10 protein-coding genes are annotated in these 15,370 nt (G+C 66.4%); 6 read left to right on the top strand and 4 right to left on the bottom strand.

Annotated elements, in window-relative coordinates:
- Positions 1-147: 147 nt before the first annotated feature.
- The gene (locus ACLBYB_RS28655) at positions 148-1,767 is read left to right on the top strand and encodes a cache domain-containing protein (protein WP_447700812.1); all 1,620 of its coding nucleotides are present in this window, start codon (positions 148-150) and stop codon (positions 1,765-1,767) included.
- A gap of 245 nt (positions 1,768-2,012) precedes the next feature.
- On the opposite strand, the gene ACLBYB_RS28650 is transcribed toward ACLBYB_RS28655, so the two are convergent.
- Complete coding sequence (locus ACLBYB_RS28650; RefSeq protein WP_447700811.1) at positions 2,013-4,697, bottom strand: MHYT domain-containing protein; 2,685 nt, start codon at positions 4,695-4,697, stop codon at positions 2,013-2,015.
- 473 nt (positions 4,698-5,170) lie between these two features.
- On the opposite strand from ACLBYB_RS28650, the gene ACLBYB_RS28645 reads away from it, so the two are divergent.
- A complete protein-coding gene (locus tag ACLBYB_RS28645; protein ID WP_447700810.1) occupies positions 5,171-5,665 on the top strand; it encodes a hypothetical protein in 495 nt (164 codons plus the stop codon).
- A gap of 2 nt (positions 5,666-5,667) precedes the next feature.
- Positions 5,668-6,108 carry a DUF421 domain-containing protein gene (locus ACLBYB_RS28640; RefSeq protein WP_447700809.1) on the top strand — a complete coding sequence of 147 codons (441 nt, stop codon included), beginning with the start codon at positions 5,668-5,670 and terminating at the stop codon, positions 6,106-6,108.
- Between the two features lie 432 nt (positions 6,109-6,540).
- Here the strand turns inward: ACLBYB_RS28640 and ACLBYB_RS28635 are convergent, their stop codons facing one another.
- Entirely contained in the window at positions 6,541-7,746 is a 1,206-nt protein-coding gene (locus ACLBYB_RS28635) for an L-dopachrome tautomerase-related protein (protein WP_447700808.1), read from the bottom strand.
- 306 nt (positions 7,747-8,052) lie between these two features.
- On the opposite strand from ACLBYB_RS28635, the gene ACLBYB_RS28630 reads away from it, so the two are divergent.
- Positions 8,053-8,751: a glutathione S-transferase family protein gene (locus ACLBYB_RS28630; protein WP_447700807.1), complete on the top strand. Its 699-nt coding sequence runs from the start codon at positions 8,053-8,055 to the stop codon at positions 8,749-8,751.
- A gap of 180 nt (positions 8,752-8,931) precedes the next feature.
- Here ACLBYB_RS28630 and ACLBYB_RS28625 read toward each other — a convergent pair whose 3' ends face one another.
- A complete protein-coding gene (locus ACLBYB_RS28625; protein ID WP_447700806.1) occupies positions 8,932-9,570 on the bottom strand; it encodes a glutathione S-transferase family protein in 639 nt (212 codons plus the stop codon).
- Between the two features lie 492 nt (positions 9,571-10,062).
- Positions 10,063-11,526 (bottom strand): MFS transporter, encoded by a 1,464-nt coding sequence (locus tag ACLBYB_RS28620; RefSeq protein WP_447700805.1) that lies wholly within the window; start codon positions 11,524-11,526, stop codon positions 10,063-10,065.
- A 721-nt stretch (positions 11,527-12,247) separates the two neighbouring features.
- Between ACLBYB_RS28620 and ACLBYB_RS28615 the strand changes: the two genes are divergently transcribed.
- Both ACLBYB_RS28615 and ACLBYB_RS28610 read left to right on the top strand, forming a co-directional pair.
- Positions 12,248-12,916 (top strand): helix-turn-helix domain-containing protein, encoded by a 669-nt coding sequence (locus ACLBYB_RS28615; RefSeq protein ID WP_447700804.1) that lies wholly within the window; start codon positions 12,248-12,250, stop codon positions 12,914-12,916.
- 160 nt (positions 12,917-13,076) lie between these two features.
- Entirely contained in the window at positions 13,077-15,368 is a 2,292-nt protein-coding gene (locus ACLBYB_RS28610) for a TonB-dependent siderophore receptor (protein WP_447700803.1), read from the top strand.
- Positions 15,369-15,370 lie beyond the last annotated feature (2 nt).

The following is a 15,370-nucleotide window of genomic DNA, read 5'->3' as shown; positions in this document are numbered from 1 at the left end:
CGCCCGCTCGTCTGCGCCAATCGCACCGCCTCAGCACGAAACTCAGGGGTAAAGGTTTGCTTCCGGTCTGCCATCGGAACCCTCCTCCTTCAGGAAAAGAGCTCTCCACTTTTGCGGAGCAAGTCCACCCTGATCGCACTCGGTGGCATGGCGGCGCTAATCGCGCTCGCAGGCTGGGATATGTCCCAGACGGTCACGGACGCACGCGAGTTGAAGACGCGCGACCTCGTCGAGACCGCGCAAGGGGTGCTCGCCTACTTCGAAGCCGAGGAGCGCGCCGGCCGGATGACCCGCGATGCCGCACAGCAAGCGGCCGTAGCGGCAGTTCGGAACCTGCACTACGCGGGCAGCGAGTACTTCTGGATCCAGGACATGCACCCGCGCATGGTGCTGCATCCCAAGGCCGAGTTGATTGGCAAGGACATTGGCGGGATCGTCGATCCGGCTGGCAAGCACCTATTCGTCGACATGGTCGAACAGGTGAAGCAGTCGGGCGCGGGCTTCGTCCCATACCTTTGGCCGAAGCCCGGCCTGGATCAGCCGGTGGCAAAGATCTCCTACGTGAGAGGCTTCGCTCCGTGGGGATGGATCATCGGATCGGGCATCTATGCGGACGACACGGCGGCGCAGATGCGCCCGACCCTGATGCGTCTGCTCGGTGGCGCGGCCATCATTGCTATGATGATCGGTCTGCTGGCTACCCTGATAGGGCGAAGCGTAGCGCGACCCATGCGAGCCATGACGGCGTTCATGACCGATCTCGCCGCGGGGGACCTTACCCGAGAGGTGCCAGGCGCGGAGCGCCGAGATGAGATCGGGGCGATGGCGGCGGCCGTGCAGGTGTTCAAGGACAACCTCATCCGCACACGACAGCTGGAAGAGGAGACGGCGCAAGCGCGAGCATCAGCCGAGGAGCATCGCAAGCGCGCCATGCGCGAGATGGCCGACGGGTTCGAGGCGGCGGTCGGTGGCGTCATCGGGATGGTGTCATCCTCGGCCACCGAGCTTCAGGCGACCGCCGGAACCATGAGCGGCACCGCCGCCGAAACCGCAGCCCAGTCGTCCGCCGTGGCCGCGGCTGCCGAAGAGGCAGCCTCGAACGTCAACACCGTCGCCGCGGCGGCGGAGGAACTGGGCTCCTCGGTTCAAGAGATCGGCCGGCAGGTCGACGGGGCCGCCGAGCTGGCGCGGCAGGCGGTGGGGGAGGCCGATCAAGCGGGCACGCTGGTCCATGAACTGAGCACGGCCGTCGCCCGGATCGGAGACGTCGTGGGCCTGATCTCGAACATCGCAAGCCAGACCAACCTGCTGGCCTTGAACGCCACCATCGAAGCGGCCCGGGCGGGGGCGGCCGGGAAAGGGTTCGCCGTGGTGGCCGCCGAGGTGAAGGCGCTGGCCGAGCAGACCGCCAAGGCGACGAGCGAGATCTCCGGTCAGATCCTGCAGATCCAGGTGTCGACCGGGCAGGCCGTCGCCTCGATTGGCGGGATCACTGGGCGGATCCGCGAGATCAGCAACGTCGCCACGTCGATCGCCGCCGCCGTGGAGGAGCAGGGGGCTGCGACCCAGGAGATCGTCCGCAACGTGGCCCAGGCGGCATCGGGTACGGGGGAGGTCACGGGCAACATCGCCGGCGTGGCGGGGGCCGCCGAGGAGACCGGAGCGGCGGCGACCCAGGTGCTTGGAGCCGCCTCGGAACTGTCGCGCCAATCGGAGCACCTCACGGCCGAGGTCGCCCGCTTCCTCGCCACCGTGCGCGCAGCCTGAGCTGCCCCTACCTTTCCTATCGCGCCGTCAATTGGCTGAACGTGTGAACGTCCGCTTCCGCTTTATCTCTGAGTGGAAGCGGACTGGCGGAAATCCACCCACCCCAGTCATCCCGACGAGCCTACTGCCGAGACAGAAGCTGGCCGAAAGCTGCCGGTCCGCTTCGGAGTTAGTCTGCCGCAAAAGCAGACCGCGACGTGGTCCGACGAGGCCTATCCCAGATAAGTCCCAGCGCTACGAATGGCTCATTCGCCAATCACCGTGGGCAAGGTCAGCAGCCGCAGCTGCTCGACCAAATCGCTTGAGCTGAGATCGCCGGCATTCAGGACTTGGCTCGCCCCACGCAGCGCCAAACGGTCCTCCGCTGACAGCGTCCGCCCCGTCAGCACCATGACGGGAGTCGCAGCGCAGCCGGGCAGTTCGCGGAACCGCCTCAGGAAGGTAAAGCCGTCCATGACCGGCATGTTCAGGTCCAGCACAGCGACCTGAGGCGGTGTGGAAGCCGCACTGCGAAGGGCTTGCTCGCCGTCCTCCGCCTCCGCGACGCTCCACCCGTCGTCTTCGAGGCTCTGCCGCATCGACAGGCGCGCGATGGGATCGTCCTCGACGATCAGGACGGCACCGCGGGTGTTCGTCCCCGAGGATCGATAGCGATGCATGACCCCGCTGAACCGCGTCCAGTCCACAGGTTTCAGCATGTAATCGGCCGCGCCGAGCGAGGCCGCGAGATTGCGTTGGTCTACCGCGGTCACCATGACCACGGGGATCGCGCACAGCTCTGGGTCGGCCTTGATCTGGCTCAGCACCGACCAGCCGTCCACGCCGGGCATCATCACGTCGAGCAGGATGGCGCGCGGTCGGAGCCGGCGAGTGAGGTCCAGTCCGGTCTGACCATCGGCAGCGACCCGCACCCGGAAGCCCTCGCGGCGCAGGAAGCGCGTCATGAGTTCGCGCTGGGCCGCGTCGTCGTCGATGACGAGGATCAGTTCTCCGCCCGTCCCCGCATCGACCGCATCGTCCGCGATCTCGATCGGCTGCGGCTCAGCTCGGCTGTCTGGGGGCCTGACGTAGGTCGTGGGCAGGGTCAAGGTGAAGGTCGAGCCGGCACCGCTGCGGCTGGCGACGGATACGGTGCCGCCCAGCATCTCCGAGAAGGCCCGCGTCAAAGCCAGCCCGAGCCCCGTCCCGCCGAACCTGCGCGTGGTCGAGCTGTCCGCCTGCTCGAAGCGCTGGAACAGGCGCGCGGTCTGCTCGTCCGTCATGCCGATGCCGGTGTCCGATATGGCGAAGACCAACCGATCGCCCTCCGGATGATCCACCTTTCGTCGGGCCGAGAGGTGGATCTGTCCGCCCTCTGTGAATTTGGCGGCGTTCGATAAAAAGTTGAGAAGGATCTGGCGGGTCTTCGTCAGATCCGAGTGCATGTCGCCAAGATCAGCCGCGAGTTCGAGCGTGAGCGTGTTCCTCTTCTTGGTCATCAGGCTGGCGACCGTGGCAGCCAGATCCCGCAGCATCGGTTCGACCGCGAAGCTGTCGGCGTAGACCTCCATCTTGCCGCTCTCGATCTTGGACAAGTCGAGCACGTCGTTGATGAGGCCCAGAAGATGGCGTGCGTTGCCCTCGATCTTGCCGATGTCGCTGGCGATCGCGTCCGCCTCGGCGCCGTCCTCGACCTCTTCGATCAGCATCTCCGCGTAGCCGATGATGGCCGAGAGCGGCGTGCGCAGTTCGTGGCTCATGTTGGCCAGAAACTCACTCTTGGCACGGTTGGCGGCCTCAGCGGCGGCTTGTGCCTCCTCGGCCGCGTCGCGCGCATCGCGCAGCGCCGCCTCGTGCGCGTGCCGTTCCGTGATGTCCTCGTGCACGCCCACCCACTCGCGCACCGCCCCACCCTCGTCGCGCACCGGCATCGCGCGGGCGAGGAAGTACCGCCAAGTTCCATCGGCGACGCGCACGCGATGCTCCACCGCGTAGGGCGCGCCCGTCCGCACCGCCTCCGCCCAAGCCGCCGCAGTCGCAAGCACGTCGTCGGGGTGGACGACGTGGGTCCAACCGTCCCCGCGCATCTCGGCGAAGGTCTGTCCGGTCAGGGCGGCCCAGGCGGGCTGATCCTCCTCAAAGGCCCCTTGGGCGCCGGTGGTCCACATCACTCCGTTGACGGCCTGCACGGCGGCGCGGAAGCGCTCTTCGCTGCGGTGTAGTCGCCGCTGCACCCGGCGCTGATCGAGTGAGGCTGCCAGCATGCCCACGAGCAGGATCAGGAACGTCGCCGCGGCGACGGCGAGGGCGAGGTTCTGCTGACTGTCGCTGAGTGTCACGGTGTGTGCGGCATGGGCGCCGACCTCCTCGGCGGTGAAGGTCGCCGCGGCCATGCCGGTGTAGTGCATGCCGGCCACCGCCAAGCCCATGACGCAGGCAGCGGCCAGCTTCTGCCAAGGGCGGCTGCGGCGGAACGCCAGCCAGAGCGCGGCCGTAGCGGCCAGAACGGCGATCGCCACTGATAGGACGACGATGGCCGGGGCGTAGGCGAGATTGCCCGGCACGTGCATCGCCGCCATGCCGACGTAGTGCATGCCCGCCACGCCGAGGCCCATCAACGGTCCGGCGACGGCCAACGCTCGCGCTCCAGTGCCCTGTAAGACGACCCAGGCGAAAGCCGCGCCGGTCACGCCGATGGCGAGGACGAGCGAGAGGAGCGTGAGCCCGAGATCGTAGGCGGCGGGCAGACCTATCTCGAATGCGAGCATGCCGACGAAGTGCATCGCCCAGATGCCGCCACCCATGGCGACGGCTGCACCGCCGACCCAAGCCCAGCGTGGCCCAGCCCTACCCGGCACCCTCGCGGCGAGGTCGAGGGCGGTGTAGGCGGCGAAGACCGCGATGGCGATCGAGAGGGCGACGAGGAGCGGGTTATAACCGGTGTGGATCATAGGCGGGCTCACACACGGGTTCGGGCCATCCCCAGGTAGCGTCTACGAGCATCCCGCCGAGCGGACGTGCGCTCGACACCTCTACAGACATCTCAATGCGTCTGCGCGAGCCTCTGGCGGCATGGCGCAAACGTGATCGCCAACGCAGCACGCGCGTTTAGGATGCTCTGTCGCCGCAAATGCCCGTCCTGTTTGACGACAGCTAGGCGCTTGGATGATCGAGAGCCCTGAGGGCTGAGGCGCACCTTGGCTTCGGCACAGATCTGCAGCAAAGCCTTAGCCGACGCGTCCGTTCGCGGTGCTCAGCGAGTTGCCGCGGCCCGGAAAACGGTCACGCTTATGATGGCTGCTGAACGGCTCGGTTCAGCACCGATTGTTCGGTATGCGCCAGATCCCGCCCCCTGAGTGTTTGCGCGGAAGCAGCCGCACCCGGAAGGACGCACGCCTTGGAAGTCATCCACGACGATCCTCCGATGCCAGTGGAGATCGCGAACGGGTTCTACCCGGCCTTCGAACAGCGCTGGCGGTGGGCCGAGATGGCAGGCCGGTTCGCCATGCTCGGCTTCGTGCTGATCTGCGCCGCCGGCCTGCTCGGGCATGGGCCGTTCAGCGAGCGCGCGCTGTCCAACGGCGACGGGTCGATCAGCATCCGGTACGAGCCGGTGGTGCGCTTCGGTGCCCCGACGATCATCAAGTTCGACACGAAGGTTCCCCCGGGGGGCGACAGGGTCGCGGTGACGATCGCCAAGGACCTCGTCGACCAGTTCGGCCTGGAGAGCATCACGCCCCGGCCGGCGACCTGGGAGGCCGCGGGCAGCGGCATCCGCCTCGTCTTCCCGGTCCAGGCTGGCGAGAGCCACGCGCTGATCCGCTTCGCCGGTTCGCCGGCTTTCCGGGGCGGGGTGAACCTCACCGCCCGCCTCGATGCCGGCAAAACCTTGTCGTGGTCGCAATACGCGGTGCCCTGAGCGTGAACACCGTCCTCAAGGCCGCCGCGGCCTACCTCGTCGTCCTGTTCGCGATCCGGCTGATCGGCCGGCGCACGGCCAGCCAGCAGGCGCCCATCGACATGGTGGTGCTGTTCCTGTTCGGCGGCCTGAGCGTCAGCGCCATCCTGGGCGACGACCACTCCTTCACCGGTGCGATGAGCGCCCTGTTCACCGTCGGGCTGATGCATGTCTCGGTGTCATGGCTGAAGCTGCGCTTCGTCTGGTTCGAGCGGATCGTCGATGGCACACCCATCGTGGTCTATCGCGACGGCGACTGGGACGAGATCAGCATGCGGCGCCTGCGGATGCAGCAGGCCGACGTCCGCACCGCCGCCCGCCAGCAGGGTCTCGACGACCTGGAGAAAGTCGCGGTCGCCATCGTGGAGCGGGACGGCAAGGTCTCCGTCATCGAGAAGAGCTGACCGGTTCGAGGCAGGCGTGTCGAACAAGCAGACGGGATCGAACCAAGCCAATCCAGTCGCTGATACTGCTGTCGGCGCCTCGCCAAAGCGGCCGTTCATCAATCGTATGCCCGCTTCGGCTCGGCGTGGAAAGCCGTCTGGCCGGCTATGGAATAAAGCTCGAAGGAAGCAGATGGTGGTTGATCTCGGCGCCGCCGAGAAGGGTGCAAATGCTCCGGCGCCGAGTTAGGACTTCGTTCTTCCAACCTTGCCGCTCCAGGAGAATCGATCACTCAAAGTGGCTGCCGCAAAGCGACGTGTCTTTGCGACGGTGATACAATTGCCCGAATAAAGTTCCAGCGGATGCCGTGTTGCGGGTGTCTCATCGAAAGGAGCCCGCCGCGGCGGTTACTGGGCGGGCCCTGGTGTCGCGATACAGGATCCCGCGTGTCTTCAGCGGGCGGTTCCCGAACCGGTCGACCCTGTGACAGCGGCTTGGTTAGCCTTGATGGCCCACAACTCGGTCGGCAAGCTGATAGGAGCGCCGGGCTTGTAATCCGCCGAATCCTGGATGTGGGACGTCGTCACGTAGATCGTGCCATCGGGCCCTTCGCTGAACGTATCCGGCCAGCGGAGCCTGTCGTCCTGAACCAGCGTGGTCAGACCACCGTCCGGATTGGTCAGGTCGCGGACCTTCACTGCGTTGTCCTGCGGTGAGGTGACATACATCCGCCCGTCCTTGCGGGCGATCAGTAGCCCGTCGGCCGGTCCGTTCTCGCCGACCGTGGCGATCTTCCCGCTCAGGGTTCTGTCGCTCAGCAACTCGGGCACGAATGATGCCGTGGCCCAACCTGTCAGTGCTTCAGTTGGGAGGCTGTAGAGGGTCTTACCCTTGATAGCCTGCCAGTAAAGCGTCTTGCCGTCAGGTGAAAGTGCAATACCGTCGGCGGAGAACTCGACGCCGCGCCCATCGGGGCGACGTAGTGGCTTGCCGTCGTACTGTATGGTCACGCTCTTGTCCGGCATCGTCGAGGGGTGGCCGGACAACACGCGTTTGGCTGAACCGCTGTCGAGATCGACCACGATCAACGCCCCCTCAGCCCCGGAGTCCGTCAGGTAAGCGGTCTTGCCATCGGGCGAGATGCGTACGTCGTTGATGTAAGAGGCCTGCATCACCGTGTTGGTATCGAACGGGATTGTCTTCACGACTTGATCGGTCTTCAAGTCGATACCGACGAGCTTGGCTCCGTCCTTGACCACATGCGCCATCGCCGGTGCGGCTGCGTCGACAACCCAAAGACGATCCTGGCCGTCGGCGACGACACTCTGAACGCAGACGAAGTGGGTTTTGGGATCGACCTCGTCCTTTCTAGCATTGCGCCAGCTATTCCAGTCGTCGTTCGGATAAGCGACCGGCTTGCCATCCTTCAACTCGGCAACCGAGACCGGAGCGTCCTCACTCCAACGCGGGAAGTTGACGAACATACGTCCGTCTCGGCTCACGGTGATCCCTGTGACCTGATGCGCAAAGCTCGCGATCTGGGTGAGGTTGCCTTCGTTTGGAGCGCGACTTTGGGCTGCGGCGGGCCCCACCAACACTGCGGTGCTGGACATCAGGACCAGGACCAGACCGAAATGGGCGCTCGCTAAAAGTTTCATAGTGGGCACTCTCTGAGAGGTATGTCAGCCAACTCCTCAGCACGATCTCGGCTCCCCGCCACGGGTAAGCGCTCGCACCGGGCAAAAATCGGGCGTATGCCCGGTGCCGGGGTTGCGCATCTTCCCTCACCGCCGCTGGGAACGTCATCTGCGTTTCTCCAGGCGGTCGTTCGCCGGATCTCCGGCACGTTCGGCACGTGCGGCAGGTTGGGGAGCAGGCACGAAGCCAACGTCTGAGTCCCTCTGTTGCCGCTTAGAACCAACCCCACCTGCCGTGACGTCGAAAGCACGCTCTGCTGAGGATTTATGGACAAGCTTACCCTCTACACCTCGCCGTCAGCCTTCCCTAACCCGCAGCGGGTGCGCCTGCTGATGCACGAGAAGGGTATTGCGCAGCATGTCGAGGAGCGTGTGCTCGACATGGCACCGGTCGGTGAGCAGCGCGGCTGGCGACATCTCAAGCGCAATCCGTGGGGCGAGACCCCGACCCTTGAGCTGCCGGGTGGCGGTTATCTGGCCGAGAGCGTCGCAATCGCGCGCTACCTCGACGAGAGCTTCCCGGGCCGCAAAATCCTGGGCGAAGGCGCATTGGAGCAGGCACAGGACGTGATGTGGAACGACCGGATCTGGGTGCAGATCCTGTACCGGCTCACGACGCTGTTCCACGTGGTCCATCAGGGCCTGGGGCCGAAGCTGGAACTGACTAGCAACCCGCAATGGGGCGAGCATTGCCGTAAGGAGGCGCTCTCTCATGCCGGGCTCGTCGACCGACACCTGTCGGACGGGCGAGATTGGATCCTCGGCGGCGAGCACCCAACCTTCGCCGACATCACGCTGTGCACGGCGATCGCGTTCTCAAAGTTCGGTCCTGTCGCGACCCCGCTGGATGAGCGTTACGAGCAGATCGACCGGTTCTGGCAGCGCTGGAAGGCGCGCCCAAGCTTCCGCCTCGCCTATGCGGACGGCGGCGGCCTTGAGGAATTGAGTGAATATCGGCCAGCCTGATTGGCGCATGAACCGGCGCAAGGGTCCGTCTTGCGCCGGGCCGCCAAGCTCAAATGGCGAATCCAAGAACGTGAGGCCGAACCCAACATGGGTGGTCGGCAGGCGTGGTCGCTCACACCAAAGAGCGCGTGTGATCGCGATCACTCCTGGTCTTGCGGGGATCGGTAGCCCCCCGTCCGGTTATGTCTCCCCCCAGATCGCACGAACCCGCTCCACGGCAGGGCGCGCGACCATCCGCTCGTAATGTTTGGCAAGGTGAGGTGGGAGCGCGATACCCTCCTGCGGTGCCCAACGCGTCGCGTAGAATAGCGCGGTATCGCCGATCGTGAGGGTCTCGCCCGCCACGTAGGCCCTCCCGGCCATTTGCCGATCGAGGATGGTCAGAGCCGCGTCGATGATCGCACGCCCCTGTTCCTTCACCGAAGCTTGCCCGAGCTTGAGCGTCTGGTGGAGGATGTCCTGGGGCTCGTAGTTCGCCGTCTTGAACAGGCGCCCGAACCCCTGCAGATGCAGCGTGCCGACAGCGTAGTCCATGATCTCGATGCCCTGGCGCTCGGCCTCGGGGTCAGCGGGGATTAGCCCCTTGTCGGGGTTCGTGCGCGCCAGCCACGTGGCGATGGCGCCATACTCGGTCATGACCGTCCCATCGTCGCGCACGAGGATCGGGACCTTCCCCTTCGGGTTGATCGCCGTGAATGGTTCCCGTCCGGTCTCGCCTCCGGCCACATCCATTTTCACGCTGTCGTAGGGGATGCCGATCTCCTCCAGCAAGATGTGGATGCCGATCGCGCAGGTATGGGGACCCCAGAAGAACTTCATTGTCCGTTGCTTGTCCTGGATGATTGGGGACGTAGCGGCACTGTCGGGCGGTGGTCCTGCCCCATGCGGTTCAGTCGAGCTGCAACAGGTCAGGAAAGCGAGAGAGCCGCGATCAGGTTCCGGCGTCGATACGGCGGTCCGGCAACTGCCATGCTGTCTACCAGCGTCCGCTTCACGGCCGCTTCTCGCACGCATTGGACCGCCGGAATGGGCGCGAAGCCGAACGTCCGATTATGCGGGCAATGACGATCCGGCATGACGGGGTCTGGCCGAAAGCAGTTCGTCCGCTTTCGCGTTGACGATGTGCGGAAGCAGACGTCGTTACGGCGAGTTGCGGTTTGCGGCCCCTTCACCTCAGTCCTTTCCCGCCGACTCGTTCCCACAGCTTGCGCCTTCGCAGTCGGGGATCAGCGCGACGTCGTTAGCCGTCCTCGGTCTCGGCGCAGGCCGCCCAACTGCGCCGCGCGCGCTCGCCCAGATCTCCAGCAGATCCTACAGGCGGCGCAATGGAAGGGTCCAAGCGAGCGCGGCGTTGAGGAAGGCGAAGACCGCGACCGTTGCGAAGGCGGCGGAGAAGCCGCCGGCGATATGGTCTGCCGCCCGGATGAGCTCAGCCTCAGGCAGCCCCGCCAGGACAGACGGCCCGTGTCGAACCGCGTCCGCGAACGCTTCGGAGGCGCCGTACCGGCTCAACGCCGCGAACAGGACTCCCGCCACCAGCGTGACACCGATCGCCGAGCCGACCGAGCGCGACAACTGCACGGCGGCCGATGCTGCGCCCAACTGGTCGGATGGGGCCTGGGACTGCATCGTGATCTGGGCCACCGGCATCGCCGAGCCCTGAAACACGGCCACAACCGCCAGCAACGCCGGGAGGCCCCAGGGCCCGAACACCGCGTTGGCGGGACCGGATCCGAATGCCACGAGCAGCAGACCCAGCGCCGCCGCCGTCTGTCCTACCGAAGGGAAGACGGCCACGCGCCCGGTGCGCGAGACTAGCCACCCGGTGATCAGTGAACCCAGCCCGACCGTCGCCGTCAGAGGCAGCATCATCAAACCGATCTGCCCGGCCGACGCACCATCCACCGCCCGCAGGTGGAGCGGCAGGATCGTCGCCTCGCTGACGAGCAGCGCGCCGGAGCAGGCGGCCATGGCGTTGGCCCGCCACATGGCCGGGCGGCGCAGAAGTTTCAGCGGGAACAGCGGCCGCGCCGCCCGCCGCTCCCACCACCCAAGCAGCACGACGCAGATTAGAGATAGCGCGATCTCAGCCAAAGCGGGGAAGGCCGTGGTGACTTCGACACCCTGCAGTCCCTCCAGCGCCAAGAGGAGCGGCACTACCGCTCCGGCAAACAACAGCAGCCCTGGCCAATCAAACGCGCCCGACCCGCCGCCGCCCCGGGCGGGCAGGCGTAGCGCCAGCAGCATCGCCAGCAGGCCAAGCGGCAAGTTCACCAGGAACACCGAGGGCCATCCGAACGCCTGCGTCAGCGCCCCGCCGGCCACCGGCCCGAACGTTGACGAGGTCACGATAACCGCGGCCATCACGCCCTGCGCCTGGCCGAGTTGATGGCGCTGTACGTTCTCGGCCAGGAGCGCTTGGCTCAGTACCATCAGGCCGCCGCCACCGAAGCCCTGGAGTATCCGCGCCCCGGTCAACGACAGGATGCCTGGGGCGCAGGCGCAGAGCGCGGACGCAGCGACGAACAGCGCGAGCGCCGTCAGCAGCAGACGACGCCGGCCGAGGGCGTCCCCGAGCCGACCGTAGACGGGCGCCGCCACGGTGCTGGCTAAGAGGTAGGACGCGACAACCCAGGTCACCCGCTCCACCTCGCCGAACGCGCCGGCCATGGCTGGCAGGGCCGCAGCGACGATAGTGCCGTCCACGACGGCGAGGAATGTCGGTAGCAGGATGGGTGGAAACACCTGCCGGAGCGGTGGGTTCGTTGGCGTCATTCCAGAGCCGGATCCGCTGCGGTGGGCCTTGTGACCCGATACGGCTGTGTAAACGCAACGTCGAGATGGCGGTCAGCAGCGACCTGCCATCACCTGCTGCGGTCGGGCGGCGTCAACGACGCCCGACGGCTTAAATCGGCAGGCCTTGGCCGAAAGCAGTTGGTCCGCTTCCCAGCACAGGCGCAGATGAAGCGGACGCCGTCAGTGCGATCCTCGATGGCTAAGCGCGTGTCGCATCCGGGCGGCACCAACTGATCGAACAGCCATCTATGGCGATTGCCCGTCGCACCCCGCAGCGACGTCACAAAGCCTTATCCGAGGATCACACCGCATCGCGTTGTCGTCTCCACTAAACGTCGCGCTTTCAGCCGGCGCGGGGCGGGACGCTGGTCAGTCTCGTCGCGAAGATGTACGGATGCGTCACGAACGATGTAGCGGAAAGCCAAATCTTATCTGTTATGATTCTAGACCGACTGCACTTCGGTCATCATGACTGCGCTCCAAGTCCATGACCGACGTCTCTCATAGCATCCTGCTTCCGAAACAGTTCACGACGCTGCTCGGCGGCGACATGATCGTGTCGACGGGGGAGACCGAGTTCCAAGAGGAGAAGCGCGTCCTGACCCCGTTCAAGCGGGGTCTAACCGCCGCGATTACCCTCGAGGGACGGATGTCCTGCCGGATCGACGATCGCCCGCCCATCGCGGTCGAAGCCCCCTCCGTGAGCCTGGTCCTCAGCGCGTCCGAGCACCGGCGCGAGCAGGTCTTCGCGGCCGGACAGACTTTCCGCTACGCCCTCGTCCACCTCTCGGCCGGGATCGTCGAGACGCATGTCGGCGTCCCGCTCTCGGCGCTGTTGGCGCAGGTGGTCGAGCTTGGGGGGCGGCACGGACCCGTCTTCATCACCGCGGCCGCCGACCAGGCCGTCCGTTCGCTCGCCGCGCAGATCATGGTGTGCCCGCTCCGCGGGCTCGCCCGCGACCCGTTCCTGCTCGGGAAATCCCTGGAACTTGCGGCCTACGCGCTGGAGCGGTGCCTGCCCGCGCCCGATACGTTGGAGGCCGCTGGCGGGCTGTCAGCGAGCGAGGTCGAGCGTTTGACCGAGGCCCGGGACATCCTCGTGCGCCGCTACGCCGAGCCGCTGAGCGTGCCGCGGCTCGCCGCAGCGGTCGGATTGAATACGAAGACCCTTGGAATCGGCTTCCGGCGGCTATTCGGGACGGGCATCCCGGAGTTTCTCCAAGAGTACAGGTTGCAACTCGCCTACAATATCCTCGCGGCGGGCGAGGCGGGCGTCGCCGAGACTGCCTACAGGGTTGGCTACACGCCCGCCTATCTCTCCACGCTCTTCCGCAATCGTTTTGGCGTATCGCCGCGCGAAATGCGCTGATCACAGATCCAAATTATTCCAAATCGTATCGAAAGAGAAAGCCACGATCCCGAAAGTCGCGGGAATTGCTCAGCTTGGCTTTCGATCCGTATGACCGGGGCCTGCCCGAGCGTTCGAAAGCCTTCGAATGCCCCGGCGTGACCCAGCGGGACGGTAGGTCGTGTCGAAGTTCACCCATCGCCGCCGGGAGGCTTGGCCCTCGTTGCTCGTCCTCGGTAGCGCGCTCGCGGCCGTACCTGCCTCGGCGGCACAGGCCGCGCCGGCCTCGGCAACACAGGCCGCGGAGGTCGAGCTCGACGCGCTGTCCGTCGAGGGGACGGGTCGAAGCGCCTACGCCTCCGTTGGCTACGCCCCCCCGCTCACAGCCACCGGCACGAAGATCGCGACGCCGATCGGGCAGACGCCGCAGTTCATCACGGTCGTGCCGCGGGCGCAGATCGAGGCTCAGGCCTCCGTTACGGTGAGCCAAGCCTTGCGCTACGAGCCCGGTCTCGCCGCCGAGACGCGCAGCGGCGACCGCTCGGACAGCGTCTTCATCCGCGGCTTCGGTGGCTTCGGCGGCAACGCCAACTACGTCCAGTTCCTCGACAACCTGCGCCTGCCCAAAGGCGTCAACTACGCGATCCCCTCTGTCGAGCCCTACCTGCTGGAGCGAGTCGACGTAATCCACGGGCCGGCCTCGGTGCTCTACGGCCAGTCCAACCCAGGCGGCCTGATCAACCTCGTGAGCAAGCGCCCGCTCGCCGTCCCCTACAACGAGGTCTACACCCGCCTCGGCAGCTACGGCCGCGTAGAGAGCGGCTTCGACCTGAGCGGCCCGGTCGATCCGGAGGGGCATCTCCTCTACCGCGTGGTCGGCCTCGGTCGCGACACCGACAATGCCGTCAAGGACAGCCCCGACCAGCGCGTGATGATTGCCCCGATGCTGACCTGGCGGCCCGACGGCGCGACGACGCTTTCGGTCCAGGGTCTTTACCAGCGCGACCCCAACAGCTTCCAATCGAACTGGATGCCCGCCCTCGGGACGTTGATTCCGACGGCCTACGGACGCATCCCGTACAACTTCCAGGTCGCCGATCCACGCTACAACAGCTTCCGGCGCGACCAAGCGGCGCTCAGCTACCAGTTCGAGCACGTCTTCGACGATACGTTCGCGGTGCGACAGAACTTCCGGTACTTCCAGCTCGACACCGACTTCAAGGCGTTCTCCGTGCCGGCGAGCGGCACCGTCTACGCACCCGCGGCTCAGTGCGGGGGCCGAGCCAACCTGTGCCTCGCGCGCACGCCGCAGCGGTACGTCGAGAGCCTCGACGCGGTCGCCCTCGACAACGAGGCTGAGGCCCGCTTCTGGACCGGCCCGCTCAAGCACACGGTGTTGACCGGGCTGGGCTACCTCTGGACCGGACCGACGGCACGGTACGGCACGGGCGCGACGGGCTACGTCAATACCCTCGCCAACGCCGCCTACGGCTCGTTCGCCGTCCCGGGCCTTACGACCGAGCAGCGGCAGGATAACAGCCAGCTCGGCATCTATGGAGAGGACCAGATCCAGTTCGGGAACTGGCACCTGCAGGCGGGGGTGCGCCACGACTGGGCGCGCAACTGGTCCAAGACGACAACCCTGTCGACGGGCAGGTCAACGATCGCGGAGACGGACAGCGAGGCGACCACGGGCCGCGTGGGCCTGCTCTACCAGTTCGAGAGCGGCCTTGCGCCATTCGCCGACTACGCCACCTCGTTCGAGCCGCAGGCCGGCACGGGCTTCGGCGGCACGGCGTTCAAGCCGACGACGGGCGAGCAGGTCGAGGCCGGCATCAAGTACCAGCCGCCGGGGGTGGACGCCATCGTCCAGGTCGCGGCCTTCGACCTGACCCAGTACAATGTCCTGACCACCGACACCGCCCACCTCAGTACCAACACGGCGGTGACCGGGTGCAGCAGCACGGTATGCCAGGTCCAGACCGGGGCGGTGAACTCGAAGGGCGTCGAGTTCAGCGGCAAGGCCTCGCCGCTGCCGGGACTCGCGCTCATCGCCTCGTACGGCTACGCCGATGTTCGGGTCACCCGCAGCACCGTGGTGACGAGCGGGGTCGCGGTGCGGGGCAAGCGGCCGATCGGCGTGCCCGACCAGACGATCGCCGGTTGGGGGGACTACACCCTTCAGAGCGGGCCGCTGCGCGGCTTCGGCTTCGGCGGCGGCCTGCGTTACATCGGGTCTTCCTACGGAGACGCGGTCAACTCGGCCGCCTACAAGGTGCCCGGTTACCTCCTGGTCGACGCGCAGGTGCACTACGATTTCGGAGCGTTAAGCCCGTCGCTCCGGGGGCTAACCGCGGCCGTGAACGCCACCAACCTGCTCGACAACCACTACGTGTCGGCCTGCGCCTCGGCCAACCAGTGTTTCTACGGCACGAGCCGCACGGTCCTCGCCACGATCTCCTATCGGTGGTAGGC

Source organism: Methylobacterium sp. D54C, assembly GCF_053345595.1.
This window is presented reverse-complemented; position numbering and strand designations above follow the sequence as displayed.

Bases quoted from the DNA above. Each gene is read 5' to 3' on its own strand.
- ACLBYB_RS28645 (WP_447700810.1), top strand. From the start codon at position 5,171: ATGCCAGTGGAGATCGCGAACGGGTTCTACCCGGCCTTCGAACAGCGC.
- ACLBYB_RS28620 (WP_447700805.1), bottom strand. From the start codon at position 11,526: ATGACGCCAACGAACCCACCGCTCCGGCAGGTGTTTCCACCCATCCTG.
- ACLBYB_RS28625 (WP_447700806.1), bottom strand. From the start codon at position 9,570: ATGAAGTTCTTCTGGGGTCCCCATACCTGCGCGATCGGCATCCACATC.
- ACLBYB_RS28655 (WP_447700812.1), top strand. From the start codon at position 148: ATGGCGGCGCTAATCGCGCTCGCAGGCTGGGATATGTCCCAGACGGTC.
- ACLBYB_RS28650 (WP_447700811.1), bottom strand. From the start codon at position 4,697: ATGATCCACACCGGTTATAACCCGCTCCTCGTCGCCCTCTCGATCGCC.
- ACLBYB_RS28630 (WP_447700807.1), top strand. From the start codon at position 8,053: ATGGACAAGCTTACCCTCTACACCTCGCCGTCAGCCTTCCCTAACCCG.
- ACLBYB_RS28635 (WP_447700808.1), bottom strand. From the start codon at position 7,746: ATGAAACTTTTAGCGAGCGCCCATTTCGGTCTGGTCCTGGTCCTGATG.